The sequence below is a fragment of the Thiohalocapsa sp. ML1 genome (assembly GCF_001469165.1).
GTDB lineage: Bacteria > Pseudomonadota > Gammaproteobacteria > Chromatiales > Chromatiaceae > Thiohalocapsa.
Genome location: NZ_JABX01000005.1, coordinates 183012 through 204176 on the forward strand (window position 1 = coordinate 183012; position 21165 = coordinate 204176).

At 64.8% G+C, this 21165-nt stretch carries 23 protein-coding genes and 1 pseudogene; 6 read left to right on the forward strand and 18 right to left on the reverse strand.

Features of this window, described 5'->3' with window-relative positions; translation table 11 throughout:
- Positions 1-60: 60 nt before the first annotated feature.
- The 6 genes from ML01_RS30440 to ML01_RS05045 all read right to left on the reverse strand — a co-directional run bounded on the left by ML01_RS30440 (position 61) and on the right by ML01_RS05045 (position 4385).
- Positions 61-495, reverse strand: a complete 435-nt coding sequence (locus tag ML01_RS30440; RefSeq protein WP_254045139.1) for a hypothetical protein — start codon at positions 493-495, stop codon at positions 61-63.
- Between the two features lie 61 nt (positions 496-556).
- Entirely contained in the window at positions 557-1000 is a 444-nt protein-coding gene (locus tag ML01_RS05025) for a magnetosome protein MamC (protein ID WP_058554298.1), read from the reverse strand.
- Positions 997-1194: a hypothetical protein gene (locus tag ML01_RS30090; RefSeq protein ID WP_058554299.1), complete on the reverse strand. Its 198-nt coding sequence runs from the start codon at positions 1192-1194 to the stop codon at positions 997-999. Before ML01_RS30090 ends, ML01_RS05025 begins: the two co-directional genes overlap by 4 nt.
- 3 nt (positions 1195-1197) lie before the next feature.
- Complete coding sequence (locus ML01_RS05035; protein WP_058554300.1) at positions 1198-1587, reverse strand: magnetosome protein MamC; 390 nt, start codon at positions 1585-1587, stop codon at positions 1198-1200.
- Between the two features lie 9 nt (positions 1588-1596).
- On the reverse strand, positions 1597-2397 hold the full coding sequence (locus tag ML01_RS05040; RefSeq protein ID WP_058554301.1) for a YtxH domain-containing protein: 801 nt from the start codon (positions 2395-2397) through the stop codon (positions 1597-1599).
- Positions 2398-3059: 662 nt separating this feature from the next.
- Entirely contained in the window at positions 3060-4385 is a 1326-nt protein-coding gene (locus tag ML01_RS05045) for a DUF2325 domain-containing protein (protein ID WP_082673963.1), read from the reverse strand.
- Here ML01_RS05045 and ML01_RS29510 point away from each other — a divergent pair.
- Entirely contained in the window at positions 4384-4566 is a 183-nt protein-coding gene (locus tag ML01_RS29510) for a hypothetical protein (protein WP_162267966.1), read from the forward strand. The genes ML01_RS05045 and ML01_RS29510 overlap by 2 nt on opposite strands.
- A gap of 7 nt (positions 4567-4573) precedes the next feature.
- Here the strand turns inward: ML01_RS29510 and ML01_RS05050 are convergent, their stop codons facing one another.
- Entirely contained in the window at positions 4574-4873 is a 300-nt protein-coding gene (locus tag ML01_RS05050; RefSeq protein WP_058554303.1) for a DUF4124 domain-containing protein, read from the reverse strand.
- A 442-nt stretch (positions 4874-5315) separates the two neighbouring features.
- On the opposite strand from ML01_RS05050, the gene ML01_RS30990 reads away from it, so the two are divergent.
- The 3 genes from ML01_RS30990 (at position 5316) to ML01_RS05060 (ending at position 6068) form a co-directional block, all read left to right on the forward strand.
- Positions 5316-5450 (forward strand): hypothetical protein, encoded by a 135-nt coding sequence (locus tag ML01_RS30990; protein ID WP_256363616.1) that lies wholly within the window; start codon positions 5316-5318, stop codon positions 5448-5450.
- 115 nt (positions 5451-5565) lie between these two features.
- Positions 5566-5766 carry a hypothetical protein gene (locus ML01_RS05055; protein ID WP_058554304.1) on the forward strand — a complete coding sequence of 67 codons (201 nt, stop codon included), beginning with the start codon at positions 5566-5568 and terminating at the stop codon, positions 5764-5766.
- Between the two features lie 14 nt (positions 5767-5780).
- Positions 5781-6068 (forward strand): hypothetical protein, encoded by a 288-nt coding sequence (locus tag ML01_RS05060; RefSeq protein ID WP_058554305.1) that lies wholly within the window; start codon positions 5781-5783, stop codon positions 6066-6068.
- A gap of 462 nt (positions 6069-6530) precedes the next feature.
- On the opposite strand, the gene ML01_RS05065 is transcribed toward ML01_RS05060, so the two are convergent.
- The 7 genes from ML01_RS05065 to ML01_RS05080 form a co-directional block, all read right to left on the reverse strand.
- Positions 6531-6929: a type II toxin-antitoxin system VapC family toxin gene (locus ML01_RS05065; RefSeq protein ID WP_058554306.1), complete on the reverse strand. Its 399-nt coding sequence runs from the start codon at positions 6927-6929 to the stop codon at positions 6531-6533.
- Positions 6929-7183, reverse strand: coding sequence for a type II toxin-antitoxin system VapB family antitoxin (locus ML01_RS05070; protein WP_058554307.1), 255 nt, complete (start codon positions 7181-7183; stop codon positions 6929-6931). The genes ML01_RS05065 and ML01_RS05070 overlap by 1 nt, the downstream gene beginning before the upstream one ends.
- 404 nt (positions 7184-7587) lie before the next feature.
- A complete protein-coding gene (locus ML01_RS28385) occupies positions 7588-8388 on the reverse strand; it encodes a hypothetical protein (RefSeq protein ID WP_156427559.1) in 801 nt (266 codons plus the stop codon).
- A 258-nt stretch (positions 8389-8646) separates the two neighbouring features.
- Positions 8647-10146 carry a hypothetical protein gene (locus ML01_RS28390; protein WP_156427560.1) on the reverse strand — a complete coding sequence of 500 codons (1500 nt, stop codon included), beginning with the start codon at positions 10144-10146 and terminating at the stop codon, positions 8647-8649.
- Positions 10147-10220: 74 nt separating this feature from the next.
- Positions 10221-11045, reverse strand: a complete 825-nt coding sequence (locus ML01_RS28395) for a hypothetical protein (protein ID WP_156427561.1) — start codon at positions 11043-11045, stop codon at positions 10221-10223.
- Positions 11046-11062: 17 nt separating this feature from the next.
- Positions 11063-12004, reverse strand: a complete 942-nt coding sequence (locus ML01_RS05075; protein WP_156427562.1) for a peptidase — start codon at positions 12002-12004, stop codon at positions 11063-11065.
- Between the two features lie 66 nt (positions 12005-12070).
- A complete protein-coding gene (locus tag ML01_RS05080) occupies positions 12071-12799 on the reverse strand; it encodes an iron-containing redox enzyme family protein (protein ID WP_058554308.1) in 729 nt (242 codons plus the stop codon).
- A 737-nt stretch (positions 12800-13536) separates the two neighbouring features.
- Between ML01_RS05080 and ML01_RS31260 the strand changes: the two are divergent.
- Positions 13537-14280: pseudogene (locus ML01_RS31260) on the forward strand (integron integrase); the annotation flags it as partial.
- 88 nt (positions 14281-14368) lie between these two features.
- The gene (locus ML01_RS31265; RefSeq protein ID WP_371258181.1) at positions 14369-14476 is read left to right on the forward strand and encodes a hypothetical protein; all 108 of its coding nucleotides are present in this window, start codon (positions 14369-14371) and stop codon (positions 14474-14476) included.
- 223 nt (positions 14477-14699) lie between these two features.
- Here the strand turns inward: ML01_RS31265 and ML01_RS05090 are convergent, their stop codons facing one another.
- The 4 genes from ML01_RS05090 to ML01_RS05105 all read right to left on the reverse strand — a co-directional run bounded on the left by ML01_RS05090 (position 14700) and on the right by ML01_RS05105 (position 20945).
- The gene (locus ML01_RS05090; protein WP_058554309.1) at positions 14700-15656 is read right to left on the reverse strand and encodes an alpha/beta hydrolase; all 957 of its coding nucleotides are present in this window, start codon (positions 15654-15656) and stop codon (positions 14700-14702) included.
- A gap of 129 nt (positions 15657-15785) precedes the next feature.
- Positions 15786-18170, reverse strand: a complete 2385-nt coding sequence (locus ML01_RS05095; RefSeq protein WP_254045140.1) for a DUF3141 domain-containing protein — start codon at positions 18168-18170, stop codon at positions 15786-15788.
- A 99-nt stretch (positions 18171-18269) separates the two neighbouring features.
- Positions 18270-19526, reverse strand: a complete 1257-nt coding sequence (locus ML01_RS05100) for an acetate/propionate family kinase (RefSeq protein ID WP_058554310.1) — start codon at positions 19524-19526, stop codon at positions 18270-18272.
- 12 nt (positions 19527-19538) lie between these two features.
- Positions 19539-20945 (reverse strand): bifunctional enoyl-CoA hydratase/phosphate acetyltransferase, encoded by a 1407-nt coding sequence (locus ML01_RS05105; protein ID WP_058554311.1) that lies wholly within the window; start codon positions 20943-20945, stop codon positions 19539-19541.
- Positions 20946-21165: the final 220 nt, after the last annotated feature.

Genomic DNA, 21165 nt, shown 5'->3' on the forward strand with positions numbered 1-21165 from the left:
CGGCCTAGCGCCGCTGGCGGGGCGCCGGCGACGGGCGTCGCTCGCACAAGCCGAGCGGCGTCAGGGGCCGGGGTCCGCGGCTCCTGCCTGCAACTCCGCCTCGGCGTCGCGGAAGCGCTCCTTGGCCTCTTCGATGCCGCCCTGCACCATGCTCCAGGCCTTCACGGCGCCCTTGATGACGGTGCGTTGCACGTCCTCGTTGGTCAGCAGATAGGTGGCCGCGGCGCCGATCAGCAGGCCGCGGATGAAGCGATCGCTGGTGAAGTTGAGGAAGGGCTGGGCGGGTGCGGCCGGCGCCGCGGCCATCGCGTACTGCCCCATGCCCGCGGCGGACATGCCTTGCAGCGCGGCGCCAGGGTAGGCCTGCGCATAGCCCGCGGGCAGCGCCTGCTGTTGTTGCGCCGCCTGCATCTGCGGCGCGTAGCTCATGGGATAGGCCTGGCCTTGGGCATAGGCGGCGTAGCCCTGGGCCTGCGGGTTGTATTGGCTGCTCATGGTTCAGTGGTGTCCTTTGCAGTGATCCCAACGGATTGCGGTTGTGGTGCGGCGCGCTCGCTTAGGCGTCGGCTGCGGCCTCGGCTGCGGCCACGGCCGTGTCCGGTACCGACTCGGCGGTCAGCGCATAGGCGACGGCGGTGCCGGTGGCCAGCGTGGCGGCGAGCGACAACAGATCGGAGCGGAAATTGGACGCCACCAGCGCCGCAGCCGCCGTGGCAACGCCGGCGACGGCGCCGCCGCGCAGGGTGTCGAGGAGCGCGCCGCGCTGGTCCACCGTGCCCGCCTGCAGCCGATGCAGGTTGGCGGCGCCGGCGCCGCAGAGCCCCACCACGAGGCCGATCTTGCCGAGCGCCAGCGCCGGGCCGAAGGCGCCCTGGCTTTGGCTCATGGGGACGGAGCGGTAGGGGTAGCTCGTGGCGTAGCTCGTGCTGCCGTGCCCGGGCGAGCTCATGGATTGGTGTTGGTAGCTGCCATTGCCGACGGGATAGCCATAGTTGCTCATGAAGTCGCCTCAGTGTGCTCGGCCGAGGTGGCAGCGGCCGCCTCGGTGGGTTTCGGTGCCGGCGCGGTGCGGCGGCGGTGTTGCAGCAGGCCGCGGGCCAGCACCACCAGGGCGCTGCCGACGACGATGCCGCCGATGGACTCGTAGAGGTTCTTGGCGACGCCGTGGCGCTGCCGTTGCATGCCGTTCGACATGGATCAGTCCTGCTCTAGATGGCGTTGCAGCGCGTAGGTGACGGCGGCGCCGGCCCCGAACAGCACGGCGAGCCGCAGCATGCCCTGGCGCGACACCGCCGTTGCGACGGCGCCTGCAATCGCCGTGGCGGCGGCGCCGGTGGCCACGGCACGGCCGATATCGGCGAGTGCCTCCCGGCCCGTGATCTCGTCTCGCTGCAGCAGCCTGAGATCAGCCCCGGCCGCCGCGGCGCCGCCGATGACGGCACCCAAGGCGGCGAGCCCGAGCAGGCCGGCGCAGGTGTCGCCGCCGCCCTGGGCACCTGCTGCTGTGTACTGCGGCGCGCCTGGCATGGCGCCCGCGCCGTAGGCGTAGGGCAGGGTCGCCGGGGCACTGAGGTCGTGCGTGCTCATGGCCGGGGATCAGGGCTTGATCTGGTCGGCGGCATCGGTGGCCGTTTGCTTGAGCTTGTCGGCGCCGGACTGGACGGCCTCTTTTGCCTTGGCGCCGGTCTTGAACAGCATGTCCTGCACGCTCTGATTAGTGAGCAGCAGCACCGCGGCGGCGCCCACCAGGGCGCCCTTCCAGAATTCCGAGTCCTGCACGTTGAGCATACGGCCCAGGCTCGCGATGCCGTTGCCGTTGCTGATGTCCTGCATGAGCTGCGACATGTCCGGCGGGCCGCTCGGTGCGGCGCCGGCCGCCGCTGCGCCGTGCATGTGGCCCACGCCGCCGGCCGCGCCCGCCGCCCCGGCGTAGTAGCCCTGCGGCGGCACGGCATACTGCGGCGCATAGGCGCCCGGTGCCGGTTGCTGCGCCTGGTGCATGCCCCAGCTTTGGCCCATGTCCGGTGCCGGCGGCGGCATCTGCGAACCCATCGGCCCCATCTGCGCCTGACCGCCGGCCGGCATGCCGTCCGGCCCGATGCCCGGTTGCATCATCGGCGTGCCGTAGCCGCCTTGCACCTGTTGGCCGTAATTGGCGTGCATGGGCGCCGCGCCCTGCTGCTGGCCGAAGCTGCCGGCTGCGGCACCCTGCATGCCTGCGCCCTGAAACCCGGCACCCTGCATGCCGCCCGGCGCCGTAGCGCCCTGGCCGGAGCCCTGCGCCGGTTGCACCGCCGCGCCGAACCCTTGCGGGCCGCCGGCGGCTTGCGCCCCTGCCGCGCCTGCGCCTTGGCCGGCGCCGCCGTCGTGGCTCGTGCCGTGGACCTTGTCACTCATCTGATGTCTCCGCAGTTGTGCGCTGTGTGCAGTGCCTAGGGGGCCGGGTCCGCGAGCAAGGCGGCGCCGGGCCCGGGTGTCGGTCCGGCCGCAGCGCGTTGTTTCGCGGTTCCCGCCCCGGTGGCCCCGAGCTGGGTCTTCTCGCCTGGCAGCTCGCGGCGTTGGCGAAATCCGTGGGGATGGTAGGGGAAGGTTGCGAGGAATGCAAAGCGTTCGTAGTCGCGTTAGTCGCTTCTTGCCTCAGCGTCGTGCGCGCAGCCGTCCGCAATCCGACGTAATCGGGATCGGCCACGCCGGAGTGAGGGGTGCTTTGCTTGACGGCGCCGAACGCGTGCAGATGAGTCGAGCTTCATTCTGGCGATGGCCGGAAACAAGCAGACCGAATGGCGCAGGATTCTCGTCCGCCTTCGCGCAGCGGCAGCGTGCGCATAGTCGTTCTATGTGCACGTTGCCGCGACAAAGAAGGCGGGCGAGAAGACAAGTCGGGCGGTACGTTTGGTGACGGAAATCGCCTTAGGACAGCGGATGGGAAGGGCCGAGGGCCGAGGGAGCCCGCCTCGTCCTCCGCCCTCGGCGCTCCGCCCTCAGTTCAACGTTGCCAACGAGCGGGTTGCGCAACAAGGCGCTGCCCGGCCGTGCCGCTCTGACGCGAATCCGCCCTGCTAATGCACCTCTGCGGGGGCAGCCTCGATGGTCGGCGGCCCGATGTTGACGGCGAGGTCCGCGAGCGCCCGGGCGAAGGCACCGATGCCCGAGCGCTCCAGCAGCACGCAGGGCTTGTCGGCGCGCTTGCAGAAGCGCTTGGTGCGCAGATAGGCGTCGTGGCTCACGGCATCCGCCGGGCAGACGACGGCGTCCGCGCTGGCGAGCAGGCTCTCCAGGCGCTGCCGGCTCTCTTCCAGGCCACCGTCGTGGCGGATCAGCTCGCCGTTGCAGCGCTGCACCAGATCGCGGTAGTGGCGGGCGAGGGAGCCGCGCCCGCCGACGCAGAGGATGCGCCGCCCGCCCAAGTCCACGCAGTGCGGCGCGCGGGGGCAGTCGTCGCAGTCCTCGCCGGGGCAGGCCGCGGGGTCCTCCAGCAGCAGCTCCAGCGCGCCGCAGGCCGCCTCGCGCTCGGCGAGCGCCGCGGCGAGCCGGTGCTGCTCGGCGTGGGCGCCGGCGAGCGCCTCGCGCAGGCGGTTGGTTTCGGCCTCCAGGCTGCGGCGCTGCTCGGCCTCGGCATTGTGCGCCGCCTCCAGCTTGCCGAGCTGTTCCCAGAGCCCGCGCAGCGCGTTGCCGGCTTCCAGATCGTGGATGCGCGCGCGTGCCGCCTGCAATTCGCGCTCGCTGTCGGCGAGGTCCGCGACGCGCGCGGCGAGGGTCGCGATGCGCCGGTCCCGTTCCGCCAGCGCGGCGGCGTGGCGGGCGGCGGTGGCGGCCTGCTCGCGCCGCAGCCGCTCCAGCTCCGCCCGGGACTCGCCGAGGGCATGCACGTCCGCGGCGAGGCCGGCGCCGATCTGGTGCGAGAGCATGTGCACCTCTTCGTACGCCAGCGTGCGCAGCGGCGGGTCCGCCTGCGGATGGGTCATCAGCGCCCAGAAGGCCTCGGGGATGCGCCCGTCGGCGACGTGCGCCTGCCATAGGTCTTTCAGCTCCGGCGCGGAGCGCGCCCGCGCGAAGCGGCGCAGCGCCGCGGCGTACTTGCGGTCCAGCGCCTTCTGCGCCGCGACCGACAGCACGTTGCGGTCCTCGGCGGCGGCGACGAAGTTGACGTGCACCTCGTAGTCGCTGCGTCCATGCTCCAGGAGGGCGCCGGAGCGCCGCGCCAGCGCGCGCAGCTCCGCGGCATGCAGGCAACTGCCGATGACGGGGCAGTGGTACTTGCGCGGAAGCTGCCAGAGCTTGAGACGAGCGCTCGGGGCGCGGCGGCCGGCCGCTGCGGCGCAGGTGGGGTCGGGGGCCGCGTGGGCCATCTCGATGGCAGACGCGCTGCTGTGGGGCTGACACATGCCGGATCACCTCGGGGGCTCGTTCAAGGGACGCGGCTGGGTCGGCTCGGGCGCTCAGGGGCGCGGGCCGTCTGGCGGCGGGTTGATGCTCGACACGATAATAAGAACGGCTCGCATTCGCGTCAACAACGGCAGCGCGGCATCGAGCCGGGCGGTGGCGGCGCCGGTCTGCGTTCCCTGACCGCGGCTCAGTGTCGGCCGGACTGCGCGGCCTCCCGCGCCATGATGCGCTGGCGCTGGAGCGCGCGGGGCGACAACGGCGGCGCGATGGCGGCGTCGCTGCCCCGGCGGCCCATGACGGAGAAGCTCTCCTCGGTGATGAAGTCGCTGCGCTCGTGCGGGCCGCAGGGCACATTGGAGTACTCGGTGCGTCCGTCCGGCTGCGTGCACTTGTAGATGATGGCGCGCTGCCCCGCGGCCGAGACGCTGACGACAAGCAGCACGAGCACCGGCGCGAGGCGGGCGGCGATGCGAATGCGCTGGGGCATGGACGGCCTCCGAAGGTCCGAGCGGGCCGGCATCAATGCCCACGCGGTGGTGCCGGGGGCGGTGTGGCCATCGATGGCCAGGCGATGCCGGCTTTGCTCTAATCTTGGGCGGGCGCGGCGGCCCTGTCTGCGCACCAGCGCCGGTTTTCCAGCGCCGGTTTTCCAGCGCCGGTTCGGGCGGCGTCACCTCGCTGCGGTTCAACCCATTGCGGGAGCCAAAGGTCATGATCGAGCAAGTGTTTGCCGATGCCGCAGCCGCCGCAGCCGCAGCCGCCGCAGCCGCCGTCGGTGGCACGCGCGAGCCTGTTCGAGGCAGGCCCCGCGGACGTGGTCGAGGACGCGGGCGTCATGGTCGTCAGCGGCGGGCGCACGCCCCGTACCGAGACCTTCGAGGTGCTGCGGCGCGCCGACGGCGAGCGTCAGTCTCGACTTCAACCTATACGTGGACGCCGAGCAGCGCCCGCTCGCCTTCGCGATGCGCCACGCGGCGGGGATGCGGCAGGGGTTCGAGGCGGTGCTCGATATGTTGCCGCCGGTGCTCGACGCTGTTCCGGCTCCGCCGCCGCAAGACGGCTGACCCTGCATGCGGGGTCGCCGCAATCCCCCCGTCCGGCAACCGTCATGGCGCTGACATCGCTCTGACACGCGCTCCTGGTACCTTAGGATCATCTTGATTTTCCGGGAGAACCTCAATGAGCGCGATACGCGAGCATCAGGTGAGCACCATGGCCCATCGCATCGGCCTCCGGCTGGTGCAGCCGGCGGACGAGCGGGACCTGTCCCTGTACCGTCTGGTGGAGCCGTCGTCGATGCAGCCGGTGTATCCTGGCGGCGGTGAGCTAGGCGTTGGCCTGGACGAGCTGGAAGACTGGCTCAGGTTTCCATGGGAATGATGGGAGTGATTGGAATGAACGCACCTGCACTGACCTTTGCGGAGCACGAGCGCGCGCAGGCGGTCTCGGCGCTGGCAAGCGACTTCGTCCACCGCCGGCTGCCGCGGGCGCTGGCGCTCCAGGCGCAGTTGGGCGAAGGCGAGCCGATCGGCGACGACGACGCGGCCTTCCTCGCGGACACGGTGGATACGCTGGCGGCGGCCACGGCGCTGTTCGGGCAGAACCCCGAGCTGAACGCGCTGCACCGGTGCGCGCTCGGGCTCTGCGACGACATCATGACCGAGGCATCTGCGCGGGCGTAGCCGCCGATGGTGGCGGGCGGAGCTGGTTGAAGGACAGGCGTCGCCGGCCGGAGGGGCGACCTCCCGGTCGCCCCGTTGGAGGCAACGCGGTTGGTGAAGGCTCTTGTTGAGCTAAATTGGTCGCGGGCGTCGAATGCTCGCAGACGGGTCAAGTTTCGAACGGGGCGTCGGACTGGCGAGGCGCGTCGGGATCGCTATCGAAATCGACATCGAACCGAGTGCCAATCAATCCCGATCCCGATCCCGATCCCGATGAGCACGACGCGTCGGTCTGAGGCGAAGCCAAGGCTCCGCGTACTGTTATCCGGCCTGGCGAACTAATAGTGGTCCGTCCCCATTTTCCGCATGTGTCGATCTCCAAGAGTTCTCGCCGGACCCCTTTTCCCGCCGGGTTGACGGCCCGGCGGTGCCGGCCTGCCGGCGGGGAGGGACGGCGGCGCTCTTGCGGCCCCCATAGAACCTTCAGTGCAGCGGCACCGCTACATCGATATCGGTCTGCGAGAAGTCCAGTCCCTTGAACAGGAGCGGCTCGTCGAGCACGCGCGAGAGCGCATAGGAAAAGCAGTCGCCGAAGTTGAGCGCCGCGGGGTGGCGGCCCTTGCCGAAGCGGCGAAAGGCCTCGCGGGCGGTCTGTGCCTGCTTGGCGTCGACCGCGATCGGCTCGATCGACGCCTCGGCCAGGAACAGGTCCAGGTCGCGCACCCCATCCGCCCCGTAACGCGCCTCTATGACGATGCCGATCTCCACCAGCGTCGCCGTCGAGATGCGGCGTTGCGCCGCGGACTCAATCGCCTCGTTGAAGCGGCGCCGCTCCGGCTCATCCTGCAGGATCGCCGCCAGGGCGGACGTGTCGATGACCATCAGCTAGGCAGGCCGTTCTGATCGTAGCCCAGGATCTCGTCTGCCGAGCGGGCGTCGCGTACCGGCAGCGCGGCGGCATGGCGGGCGATGGCATCGAGCCGATCGGCGAGGGTCTTGCCGGAGCCCTCGCGCTGGAGGCGTTCGAGGCGATCGCGCAGGGCGCGCGTCACCGCCGCCGTCTTGGTCTCGCCAGTCAGCTCGGCAAGCCGCTCGGCGAGCGCCTCCGCCTCCGGGTTGCGGATATTCAGTGCCATCAGGAGTGGGGCCGGAATGTTGTCGTGTAGTTAGTGATGCGGCAGTGTAGCCTTGGTTGCGGTCCCCAACAACTATCCGGATTCCCACGCGCCAAGGGCCGAGCGTCGTCGGTGACCCACGACGGAGCCAAGCGCGACGCGCTCCGGGGCGCCCCGGATCCTGGCGCGGCGCCGGTGCAAGGCGGCCGGTGTGGCGCGGGTCAGAGCCCTTAGCGGCGAGTCAACTAGCAATAAGGGCTCTGACCCCTTTTTCCTCGGGTCAGAGCCCTTAGCGGCGAGTCAACTAGCAATAAGGGCTCTGACCCCTTTTTCCTTATTATTGGGCCTACCGAATTAATGGTGGTCTGTCCTCATTTTCCCCCTTGGCGACCCAGGGCACCATATTTTATCCGCGGTTATTGCACTTAGTCGCGCAAGGCCCGACGGATTAGCCACCATGCCGCTAGGACGGGTATGACGACTGGCGCTGCAGCAACGGCAGCGCTACCAACAAGAGCCCCAGCGGTAGCGGTGGTCGTAGCGACGGAAGTTATTCCCGTGGCAATTGTTGTACCGACGACTGGCAGCGCGGCTGCTGAAGATGCCGCAGTAGTCACGGCTGCTGCGCCAGCATTTACGATCCCCGTTGCGATCGTCACTCCCGTGGCAGAACCTGCGGCCGCAGCCGCCCCTCCTACCACATTTCCCACAGTCACGAGACCAATTCCCGCGGCACCTGCGCCACCTATGGCGACAGCACCTCCAATACCTTCTCCATCAATATCAAACCCGCCGGTGGCAACTTCTGGGTCAGTCGTTAGCGTGCCATCCACGAGTACAGCGGAGGTGTCGATGGGAACAACAGCGCCGGCTAGCCCATGCTGTACAAGAAGCTCATTGAATAGTTCGTTATAATCAGGTGTTCCTGACTCCCCTGCGAACTTCGTCAATTGCTCAGCTACAGCGGAGTTGTCTTCGTCCGAAAAGTGCTGACCGATTTGAGACCAAGTGTCATGTAGCTGTTCGTTAAGAGCGTCGAGGCGATCGCGTACCATACTGGGCTGATTCTGCGCTCTCTCGAGATTAGCGCAGAGTTCGTCGATGTTAGAACCAAATTCAGATCGGATGTCAGGAGCCAACTTATGCTCTATCCGCCTAAAAGCAAATCTTGTGACATCACTTAGGTTTTTCGCGACGCCCAATAAACCGCTCGGATGGAAAGTCATTATTGCCACTCCCATATGCCTGTTGCTATGAACTCGCTTAGGTCACTGTCGCCAGATTGGCGAGTGTGTCGTGGAACCGGATCTTCTGGCTTACGCGCCCAACGTTAACCGCAGCCCGCGCCAAACTGCGGCGACGCGCGGAGCGCCCGCCGCAGTTTGGCGTCGGGCTGGCGGACTTGTTGGGCGCTATCATAGTTCAGCGGGTGCAAGAGCAAAACCTGCGGTTGTGCTTGTGCAAATGGCGTAAATGGGAAAGTGTCACCGTAATCCCTTTCTTCCCATTCCCTTCGCTTTGGCCGCAGCCAGATCATCGAGGATCTTGTAGATTCCCTCTTGCATAATGGTGCAGTCCCTTTCGCTACTTCCAATCGCCACGGCCCCGCATTTTCCGAATGCCAGTCCGCTCAACATGTATAGTATTACCCCCTTTTTATTATCGTCATTATAGTGAATCTCCGACGCCGCAATAGCACCTATTACCTCCGCTGGGCGCAAACCGACATACTCCGGTTTATAAATCGCATCTGATGCCAAATAGACCCGCGGCTCTCCAGATACGCAAAATCCTGTTCGACCGTCCTGCGTCAAGAGCGACGTCACTATACGGAAGCTGTGCGCGGTCCCGGTTAGGCGATTATTTATCTCGATTGGCAGAACCTCCCACTCTGCCGTCGATGCCGCGCGAACACAAAGAAAATCCACGCTAATCGGCCCAACATGTCCTTCGTCGAACGCCTTATGCGCAATTCGTTCAAACAAATGCTCTATCCTCTTGCGATAATCCTGCCTGACAGGGTAGAAGCTACCGATATATGTCTGTTCATTGGCCGCAAATCGTTGCTCGTGTATTGATGTGAGAACTACACTACCATCCTTCGTGACCCTTCCTTGCGCGCTAGGCGAGCTCTTATGCTTTGCCTCTACATAACGCTCGGCGATTACTCCGGCCCGCGACATCTCCTGAACAAAGCCTTTCCATCCGAGTTTCTTGTCGACAACATCGACATTGCCTTCATTCAAGTACCCCAATACTCGCGCCCCATCTAGTTCACCACAATACTTATCTATCAAAGCCCTCATATCAACTAATGCATTTCCCTGCCCTGCGCCATAAAGAGTGCTACTAAGCTTGAGCAGCACCTTCCATGAATCCGCCTCTTGGCCTAACAATGTTGCAATCTCGCTTGCTAAATCTTGTAATGAGTGACATTCCTTGGTGCTCGTAGGTGTGCGTATTCCGCATGCCCTAAAAATGCGCTTCGCCGAGTACTTCGACCCGATTTCTATTGTACGCGACGATGCCTGATCTGGTTGTAGCCTAAGTTCATGCGCAATTTGCTCAGTCATCTCCGAGGGTTCAAACGTATGTAACACCACTTTCTTTCCGGATTTATGCCGCTCGGATACCCACTCTGCAATGAACAACCGCTCCTGCTTTGCGGCTTCTCCAACCAGCTTCTGAGAAAGCCATAGAGGCTCACTGTTATCGAGCGCGAGTACCACTATGTTCTTCTTGATCCGCGCTATTGCATCCTCTGATTTGGCAGTTAAGCGAACGTAATAATCCACTACTATTTCTATGTCTGGCAGTTCTGGTGCGGTGATATAGAGCAACTCCGATTCACGCTCCGCTGCTTCTATCACTTCCGGGGCCAAAGGCCGTTCTACAAAACAGTTCGATCCAACCAATCTTCCTAGCAACTCCGCACTACACTCGCGGCTATACATCGCTAAGACCGCTTCTTGTCCGTCGTCCATTCTAGTCTCTGACGCGAGAGGCTCCACTAGTGGGAACCACTCTCTGCCGTGATCCGCGTGCGTCTCAGAGGTATTCACGGTTTCTCTCCTCGTTGTGGCTTGTGTTCTAGACGACTCGTTCTACCCGACATCAACCATTTCTCTAATAGGTATAAGGCCGAACGCTTCGCGTCGTCGTTCGTTAGCCCTAACAAGCATAGCATTCGATCATTGGGCGTCAAATATTTATCAAAAAACTTGTTGATCGATTCATTGCGACTACGCGGCGCGTTTTGCCAATAGCCACTACCGATAACTCCTCCTGCGCCGCGTATGACGCTAACGTCGCCGTCAAATGCATGACCTGGCTCCACTTGTGTGGCTATACACTTTGCCGTGTTTGCTGCGACGATATTCTCTTGAACGTGGGGCCCCTTCGTACAGTCTATGCGCGGATGCAATAAAGCACTCGGCCCAATCATTTCTCTTAGTCGAAGGAGTGCGTAGTACGAACTCGGGTGAAACGTCTTTAGTGCCGTCCATGTCGGAAGGGACATCCCGGTCTTTGCCTCGGCCAGAAACAACGCAGCGATTAGTCGCATCAACAGCGGACCCTTCTGCATTGATTCCGCGACATGAACCGTCCAAACAAAAGCAAACGATGGACACTCCTCCTCTCGTTTCGGCATCATGCGCATGGATATCAAGCCAAGAACATCATAGTTATTGGGTGCTCCGCGGCATGCGATAACGGTTGCATCCGCCTTCGACAGCATCTCTCGCTTCTGAATAAAGTAATTCTCGACGTCATGATTAGGCATGTTTCGTTGTAAAGATGCGATTAGTTTTGAAAGAGGTGCGAAATCCTGTAGCTCTTGCAGTCCAGAAAAAAAATGCACTTTATACGGCACATCTTTCACTATGAATCTTCCTCTTCTCACGCGCGCGGCATGCAAACAAGAGGATCGCCATACGTAATGCGATCCATATACTGATTGGAAACGCTGAGCATCTCTAATGCGCGCTTGACTCGGGAGACCCGTTTCGCGATAGTTCTTTCATCGGTCGTGTCGTAAGGATTAGATTGTGCGCTCGACCCAATCTTGAGAAACACTGGGGACGCGACTTGGACAATCTCGGATATTTCATGGAAACGAATGAACCCGCCTTTGTCTTTATAGACATCAATGGGGACATCAAGGCTTGCAATGCCTGATGCGGCCCTCATTGACTGCAGCATCGGCAGGCCCAGATCGTGTGTTACCGTTAGTCCATCAGCTCCATTCTCAACAAAGATCTCTGCAATCATTGAGTTCGACACCATACAATGACTAGACACTTTGAATACCGTATCTTTGGGCAAAGTTCCGTCTACTCGCATCGCGTTAAGGACTCGCAGAACCCCGAGATCGTAGACAATCAATCCAGTACAGCCAAGAGATGCGAGCCTCAATGCATCGGAAACCGATGCACGGAGCGCATCGTTGTTGTTAATCTGACGCCCGAGTTCGAGCCCAAATGAGGAGCGATAAAAGGAAGCGCGGCGGTCGTACTCTGGGCGCGGCCCAAGTCCAAATAGTATTCCGTACCGTTCCTCAGAACAAAGTTGAAGCATGTCGCGAATTTCGCTATCGCATAACAGGAACGCGCCATGCGTCTCGTTGAATCTGGTGACATAGACATCTTCGCGCTGTAATATGCGGATCGTCTTCTCAAGCGAAGCCAAGTCGTTCACAACGGGCATCTCAATACCGTACGCACCCGTAGACTGGAATCGCTGCAAAGATGGTGATGCCTGAACGTCATCTGAGAACCCGTAACCATGGGCGCTCAGCCACTCGATTGCGCGTTGGCCACTTAGCTCTAGGGGATTCGGCATAATCTAGGAGTCCTACATACATACGTTAGAGTATTGTGCGGCAGGCTCGCCGCATAGAAATACCTATCAAGCGGCGGAATCCGCGTTATCAACGGCGGCACTCGTTGAAGAGACTGTCAACTCGTATAGTTCTTGGAAATACATTGTGAAAAGCTTTCCTATGTTCGCTAGGTGCTGAAAAACGTCATCCTCATCCTGTTGACTATTTATGAATGTACTCAGAACGTCCCATACGAAATCAATGTGGTCGTCTTCAAGATCATGGTCAACGTGTGCGCGCTGCCCCTTGACCTTTTCTTTTCCTAGTACCTTCTCTAAGTTATCAAGCCAGATCGGCTGAGTTTTCTGGGTCGTATATTCGATAAAATAGCTGCTTGAAAGTGATGCCATCGGCCTGCCTTCATGCTCAAGGCCATAATAGAAATAGCCTTGAAGGAGTTTTGTGGCAAATAGCGGTTTCGTAGCATCCACTTGCTCCTTTGACACTCCGACTTTCTCGAGGTCTTTTAGAAACATAACATCATGTAGCATCTCGTCCGCTGTATATATACACCACTTCTTAGCGAGAGTACGGTCATGTTGCGTAAAATAGTGGATTGTTAATCCATCGATCACGCGCTTCATCCTGAGGCGAACGACTGTCTCTATGTTATGGCGCTTGTAATACTCGAGGTGGAGATTCTGATCTTCCATTTGATGCCGGGAGAACGGAACAGCTTCATAGAACTCCGCAATAAGCTGATCCAGGAATTGATCCACACGTTGACGAACATTTGAACGGCTATCATCGCTCATGGAGAGTTTCCCCTTAAAGACTAGTTAGTGGATAGTTGGAACACGGCAGAGCCAACGGCGAGTGTTTATTGTTACGCCGCCGAGGTTTGGCTGGGGGCGATCCGACGCCCAACGTGTAATAGACGGAATTTGGAATATTGGATATTCCGGAATCGGGAAATATGGGCCTAGACGTAATCCGTCTTTCTGATACCCTGTCGCCCAAACGCAACGCACCGCGTCGCGCTTCCGAACCCCTCGCGCCCTTCCGTCTACGCCTGACGCGCGCCTAAGGTACGCCCCCATCCAACCCCATGTCAACCCGCACAGAGCAAGTCGCCCGCTTCTGGTCCAACTATCTCGCGCAGTTGGAGAAAGCGCAGGTGCGGGCGGACCAGCGGCGGTGGTATGTGCTGCGCGCGGAGCGGTGTGTGGAGGCGATTCAGCCGAAGCGTCTGGCGCAACTGTCGGCACAGGATGTGGCGGCGTATCTGTCCGCGGCGGGTCGGGAGACGTCGCTCGCGGCGTGGCAGTTCGTGCAGATGGTCGATGCTATACGGATTCTCGGCGTCACCGCCGGCGCGCCCTGGGTGGACGCGGTGGACTGGTCGCACTGGCGGGCCTCGGCGCAGACGATGAGCCCGGAGCACCCGACGGTGGCGCGTGATTATGGGCCGGAGGTGCAAGGGCTGGAGCCGGCGGGGCCGATGACGAATCTGGCGTCGGTGCGGGCGGCGCATCAGGAGGTGGTGGACAGGATGGTGACCGAGATCCGCCGGCGCGGCTATTCCATCCGCACCGAGCGCGGGTATGTGGACTGGGTGCTGCGCTTCATCGCCTGTCACGGCGGGCGGTCGCCCACCGAGCTGGCGAATGCGGATGTCGGGCGGTTTCTGGACTGGCTGGCGGTGAAGCGGCGGGTGTCGGCGAGCACGCAGAATCAGGCGTTGAACGGGCTGTTGTTTCTGTTTCGAGAGGTGCTCGGTCGGGAAGGGCTGCAGTTCGGAGACTTTGCGCGGGCGAAGCGGCCGAAGCGCTTGCCGACGGTGCTGACCAAGGGGGAGGTGGCGCGGCTGCTCGGCGAGCTGGATGGGGAGTTTCGGTTGATGGCGTCGCTGGCCTATGGGGCGGGGATGCGGCTGATGGAGGTGCTGCGGTTGCGGGTGCAGGATATGGACTTCGGCTACAAGCAGATCGAGGTGCGCAATGCGAAGGGCGGGAAGGATCGGCTGGTGCCGTTGCCGGAGCGGCTGATTCCGGGGTTGATGGCGCACTTGGACGCGGTGCGGGAGCAGCATCGGCAGGACTTGGCCGCCGGCTTCGGCGAGGTCTATCTGCCGGATGCGCTGGCGCGGCAGCGCCCGAACGCGGGGCGGGAGTGGATCTGGCAGTATGTGTTTCCGAGCGGCCGTCTGTCGGTGGACCCGCGCTCGGGCCAGACGCGCCGCCAGCATGTGAACGAGACGAGCCTGCAAAAGAAGCTCAAGGTGGCGGCGGAGGCGGCGCGCATCTCCAAGCGGGTCAGCCCGCATACGCTGCGGCACTCCTTTGCGACGCATTTTGCTGGAGGATGGCTACGACATTCGCACGGTGCAGGAGTTGCTGGGCCATGCGGACGTGTCGACCACCATGATCTATACGCATGTGCTCAATCGCGGCGGGCAGGGCGTGCGCAGTCCGTTGGATCGGTTGCTGTAGTTGCTTGACGGCGCGAAATGCGTACAGATGCGTCAAGTTTCGACTGGGGGTCGGACTGGCGAGGCGCGTCGGGATCGCTATCGAAATCGAAATTGGACCGAGTGCCAATCGATCCCGATCCCGATCCCGATTTCGATAGCGATTTCGATAGCGATGCGCACGACTCTTCGGTCTGAGGCGAGGCCTGGGTAGAGGTCAACCCCCCCGGGCCAACACGCCGCCCTCACCCCCGCCGAGCCAGAAACGCGCCGAGCGCGGCGTAGGTCTCGCGGCATTGCTCGGGCACCAGATCCTCCAGGTTGAGGTAGGCATGCAGCAGTCCCGGCATGTGCAGCCGCTCCGCGGCGATGCCGTGCTCCTGCAGGCGCTGCACGTAGGCGGCGCCCTCGTCGCGCAGCGGGTCGAATTCCGCGGTGACGACGAGCGTGCGCGGGAAGGCCGGGGTGATGTCCATGAACAGCGGCGAGATGTCGCGGCGGTTCTGCTGACCCAGCAGATAGCTGTCGAACATCCACAACATGCGCTCGCGCTCCAGCACGTAGCCTTCGCCGTTCTCCATCACGGACGGCTGCGACAGCGTGTAGTCGAGGCTCGGATACAGCAGCACCAGCGCCTCGATGGCGAGTCCGGGCTCGAACTGCGCGAGGTGCGCAATGCTCGCGGCCAGCGCGCCGCCGCCGCTGTCGCCGATGAGCGCAAGGTTCGGCGCATGCGGCAGGTCGAGCCCATCCAGACACCGATGCACCCGCTTCGCCGCCGCCATGCAGTCCATGAGGCCGGCGGGGTAGGGGCACTCCGGCGCGAGCCGGTACTCCACCGACACGATGATCCGGCCCGTGGCCAGCGCGAGCTTGCGCACGAGGGGGTCGTACATCGCCACGCCACCGGACACGTGCCCGCCGCCGTGCAGGAACAGCGCCACGGGGCGGGGCTCGTCCGGTGCCGGATGGTAGATGCGCACCGGCACCGGATAGCCCGGCGCGGCGATCACGTCGTCGCGCACCAGCGCGACCTCCGGCCGCTCGGTGACCAAGCCGCGGGTGATGCCCTCGAAGGTCTCCCGCGTGTTGACGATCGTGATGCGGTAGCCGCCGGCGAGGGCTGCCGCCTTCGCCGCGCGGACGGTCTGAAGCCAGTCACGCAGCGGCTGCGGGATGGCCGCGTCGCGGTCGCGTTGCATGTCGTCCACTCCTGATGCGTTTGCCGACAGCGCCGGATGGGACCGATTGTCCGCTGCGTCGCCGCGCCCCGGCATCGGGCAAGGGCGCGCTCCCGGCTCCGTGCAAAGCAGGATGATAGGCGAGCCCGCTCAGGCGATGCGCAGGATATTGCCCGAGCCGTCGGACAGGATGGCGACCGGCTCCGCGCCAAGGGTGAGCGAGAGCCGATTCATCATGTCGATGGTCTCGCGGCTCATTTCCTCGCGCGGCCCCGCGATCTCTTGGCACAGCGCGAGCGCGCGCTTGCGTTCATCGTCGGTGCGCAGCAGCTTCGGCAGCGCCGCCATGGCCGCTTCGGGCTCGTAGCCGACGATGAGCGTCTCCTTGTGGATCATGCGCGTGCGGTGCTTCGCCTTCATGCTCGCGAAGGGCTCGGTGGAGAGCAGCATTTGGTTGGAGCGCTCCAGCCGCGAGCGGCGGACCTCTTTACGCGAGTTGGCGAGGAAGATCAGCATGCGGATGACGCCGTCGGCAAACTCGCCGAGCTCGATGCGATCCAGCGCATCCTGCACCTGCGTCAGCGTGCGCAGGTCCTCGCGCGGCTCGGACTGCGCGACGGTCACGGCGAGGCGCTCGCCCATGGCCTGCACCGGCGGGGCCGCCCAGAGCAGGTGGAAGTTCCATTCGATCATGGCGTTCTGCAGGTCGCGCACGCCGTCCCACCATTGGGTGACGAGGTTGGCGTTGAACCGCTCCAACTGCCGGAAGGGGTTGTCGTCCGCCGCCGCGTTGCGGTTGGCGCGTACCTGCTCGGCCAGCGCCTTCACCGGTTGCATGGCCGGGTTGCGGTCGCTCTGGAGCCAGCGTTGCACTCGCATGGGGCTGGTGTGGGCCATGAGCTGGGCGGTGGCCTGGTTGGTCATGGCCTGCACGAAGGGGCGGATGGCGAGGTCGTAGATCTCGGTGCCGAGCTCCGAGAAGCGCGCCACCGTCGCGAAGGGCTTGTCGGAATCGTCGCCGCCGCACTGCTCCATCATCTGCCCGATGCTGCGCTCGGCGAAGGCAACGCGGAAGGTCTTGTCCACGCCCTCGCCGCGCTCCTCGGCGATGACCATCTCGTAGAGGCCGGGCGCCAGCGCCTCGATGGCCTTCAGCGTCGAGACGATCTCGCCGTGCTCCTTCTTCGCCACCGACGACGACACGAAGATGCCGAGGTGGCCGACGCTCGGGTGCAGCGTGTAGAGGATGCGCTGGCCGCGCGCCTTGATCTCGGCGACATCGGCGTAGTGGTCCGCGACCCAGCCCAGCGCCTGCTGCGGCGGCGTGATGTTGTCGCCGTGGGACGCGAAGATGATGATCGGCGAGTTCACCTCGCGCAGATCCACGTGGGTGCGCTCGGCGAGGTTCGCCTTGCCGCGGCCCAAGCGATTGCCGACGAAGAGGTTCTCGACGATCCAGGAGATCTCCTCCGGGGTCATGTAATAAAAGCTGCCCCACCAGCGCTCGAAGCCGACGAAGCGCGGCACCTCGGTGTCGATCTTGTCCCAGAGGCTGTAGTACTTCTCCCACCAGGTGTTGGCGGGCGACAGGCGCTCGAAGTTGAACACCAGGTTCGCGCCGTCGAACACCCCGTGACCCAGGTCCGAGAGCATGCGCACCGACATGGCGCCGCCCACCAGGCCGCCCAGATAGCGCATGGGGTTCTTGCCCTTCTGGCCGGCCCAGTAGGACAGCGGGGCGCCGTTGGCGACCACGGGGCCGGTGATGTCCGGGTTGGTCGCGGCGAGCAGCATGGACGCCCAGCCGCCCTGGCAGTTGCCGATGATCACGGGCTTGGGCGAGCTCGGATGCCGGCGGCGCACCTCGCGGACGAAGTCGGCCTCGGCGGCGGTCACGTCCGCGAGCGTCTGGCCCGGCTCCGGCAGGCGCGTGAAGGTGACGAAGTAGGTCGGATGGCCGCCGTGGATGGCCGCGCCCACCTCGCTCTCGTGCTTGAAGCCGCCGATGCCGGAGCCGTGGCCGGCGCGCGGGTCGATGATGATGTACGGGCGGCCGTCCTCGCGCACCGTGACGCCCTCCGGCGGCACGATGCGCACGAGCGAATAGTTGACCGGGCGCGGCAGGGTCTTGCCGTCCACGACCATCTCGTGCGCCCAGCTCAGCACGGTCTCGTTGCTGCCTTCCTCGTGCTCGACGAAGTGGTTGCCGCGCTCGCGCATCGCGTCGGCGTAGAGCACGGAGCGCTCCGCGCCGTCCACGACGTACTGCCACCAGTGCTGCGGCAGCATCGGCGTCATGAGCGCGGACATGACCTGCTGCCAGGCCTCCCAATTGGCCTGGGTGTTGGTCTGGGCGGTCTCGGTGGCGCGCTGGCCATGGGCTTGGGCGATGACGCCCAAGTCGCGGCCGTATTGCACGTAGGCGTCGTCGTGGCCGTCCAGGGACTTGGTCCACTGCTCGAATGGCCGTGCCATGGCGCCGGTATCGGTGAAGGCCGACAGGGCCTCGGGCAGGAACTTGCTGTAGTCGAGCATCGTGGACGGCCTCGGTGGATGGTTTGATTCAGATGGCTGGCGCCGCAGGCTGGGGAAGGGCCGCGGTGCCGCGCGCAACGAGCCGCGCGGGAACGAAGCTCAGGCCCCGCGCACCACCCGCAGCGTGTGTCGGGCGATCATCCGCTCCTCGTCCGTGGGGATGACCCACACCTCGGGCCGGAGCCCGTCATCGCGGCTGATGCGCGCGCCGTCGCCGAAGCGGCCGGCGGCGTTGCGCTCCAGGTCGAGCTCGATACCGAGCCAGCCCGCATCGGCGCAGACCCGCTCGCGGATGTCTGCATCGTTCTCGCCGACGCCGGCGGTGAATACCAGCGCGTCGAGCCCGCCGAGCGATGCGGTGAGCGCCCCCAGCGTCTGGCCGATGCGATACACGAAGTAATCGATGGCCTCCGCCGCGCCGGGGTCGTCGCTCTGGTGCAGCGCGCGCAGGTCATTGCTGACGCCGGACAGCCCGAGCAGGCCCGACTGCTTGTAGAGCAGCGTCTCAAGCGCCTCGACGCCGAGCCCGTCCTCGCGCATCAGAAACAGCAGCACGCCCGGGTCCAGCGCGCCGGGGCGGGTGCCCATGGGCACGCCGTCCAGCGCCGAGAAGCCCATGGTCGTATCGATGCTTTGCCCGCCGCGGATGGCCGTCATGCTGCAACCGCTGCCGAGATGCGCGACGATGACGCGCTTGTCTGCCACATCGGGCGCGATCTCGCGGAGCTTCTCGACGATGTACTCGTACGACAGCCCATGGAAGCCATAGCGCCTGACGCCGCGCGCCAACAGCGCCCGCGGCAGGCCGAGCTGCTCGGTCACCAGCGCCCGCCCGCGGTGGAAGCCGGTGTCGAAGCAGGCCACCTGCGGCAGGTCCGGGTGGTCCGCGGCGACGGCGCGAATCGCGGCCAGGTTGTTCGGCTGGTGCAGCGGCACCAGCGGGATCAGGCCGGTGAGCACGCGGGTGATCTCGGGGGTGATCAGCACCGGCCGCGAATAGGCCTCGCCGCCGTGGGCGACGCGATGGCCGACGGCCATGATCCGCCCGCCGTCGGCGAAGTCCGCAAGCCAGCTCCAGATCTGCTGGAAGGCGCGGGCGTGGCCCGAGCCCGATCCCGATCCCGAGCCGGTGCCGTCCGCCGCGGACTCCCACCAGCTCTCGGACAACACCTGCCCGTCGGTGGATTTGGCGACGAAGTGCGGCCGGGTGCCGATGCCCTCGACCTGGCCCTTGGCGCGGAGCGCCGGATCGGCCCGTGGGTCATCGGCGTCGGCGCCGACGGCATAGACCGCGAACTTGATGCTGGACGAGCCCGCGTTCAGCGTCAGGATCAACTCGCCTGTGTTGGCGTGCATGGCTCCAGCTCCTCAGTGTGCCGGCTTGTCGTGCAGCCCTTGGCGCACCGCGTGGGCATGCAGCACGGCGGTGGCCGCGGACGCTCGGCGGGTGCGCACGCTGTCGGCGCGCGACGTGAGCACGATCGGTACCCGGGCGCCGAGCACGATGCCCGCGGCCTCGGCGTTGGCCAGAAAGATGAGCTGCTTCGCCAGGATGTTGCCCGCTTCGAGATCCGGCGCGATGAGCACGTCCGCGACGCCCGCCACCGGCGAGTCGATCTTCTTGATCCGCGCGGCCTCCAGGTTGATGGCGTTGTCCATCGCGAGGGGACCGTCGAGCACGCCGCCGGTGATCTGGCCGCGGTCGGCCATCTTGCACAGCGCCGCCGCGTCGAGCGTGGACTGGATCTTGGGCCGCACCGTCTCCACGGCGGACAGGATGGCCACCTTGGGCCGCTCGACGCCGAAGGTGCGGGCGAGGTCGATGGCGTTCTGGCAGATGTGGCGCTTGGACTCCAGGTCCGGCGCGATATTGACGGCGGCGTCCGAGATCAGCAGCAGCTTGGGATAGGTCGGCACGTCCATGACGAAGATGTGGCTGACGCGCCGCTCCGTGCGGATGCCGTTCACCTTGTCGAGCACCGCGCTCAGCACCTCGTCGGTGTGCAGGCTGCCCTTCATCAGGATCTCCGCCGCGCCCTCGCGGATCAGCGCCACGGCGCGGGCGGCGGCGGCATGGCTGTGCTCGACATCAATGATCTCGGCACCGCCGAGATCAATGCCGTGCTCCTCGGCCACGGCGCGGATGCGTTGCTCCGGACCGACGAGGATCGGCGCGATGAAGGTGGCCTCGGCGGCCTCCATGGCGCCGGCGAGGGACACCTCGTCCACCGGGTGCACGACGGCCGTCGGGATGGGCGCGAGCGGCCGGACCTTGTCGAACAGCGCCGCGAAGCTGTCGTGGTGGCGCACCGATACGTCGGCCAGGTCGGCGACCTCGATGCGGAGCTTCTCGCCGGGCGCGATGACGACGGCGCGGCCGGTCATGACCACCTCGCCGGCCTGATTCACCACCGAGCAGTCGAGCTGGATCAGGCGCTCCGGCAGCTTCTCGACCACCTTGACCTTGGCCGTGAGCGTGTCGCCGACGTAGATCTGGCGGTGAAACTCCGCGTCCTGGTGGCGGTAGACCGTGCCCGGCCCCGGCAGCACGTTCGCGAGCAGGCTGGAGATAAGCCCCGTGGCCCAGAGGCTGTGGCCGACCACGCCCTTGGCGCCGCGGGCGCGGGCGTATTCCTCGTCCATGTGGATCGGGTTCAGGTCGCCCGAGACCTTGCTGAACAGCGCGAGATCGTCGCGGTTCAGCGTGCGCTGCAGCTCGGCGGTCTGGCCGAGCTGGATCTCGTCGTAGGTGCGGTTCTCGAGGAAGTCGGCCATCGCAGTGTCTCCGAGGGCCGGGCGGCAGCGCCGGGCCGGAATGTTGCACTGCACAACAGCTTAGGCGCAGAAGGTTGCGGGAGCGTGAATATTTCGTGGCTGTTTTGTGGCGATCAGTGCGTTGCCCCCGGTTGGGCCGGAGCGCTTGGCCGGAGCGCAAGGCTGGAGAGCCCGGCCGGAGAGCCCGGCCGGAGAGCCCGCCGGAGAGCCGACCGGAGAG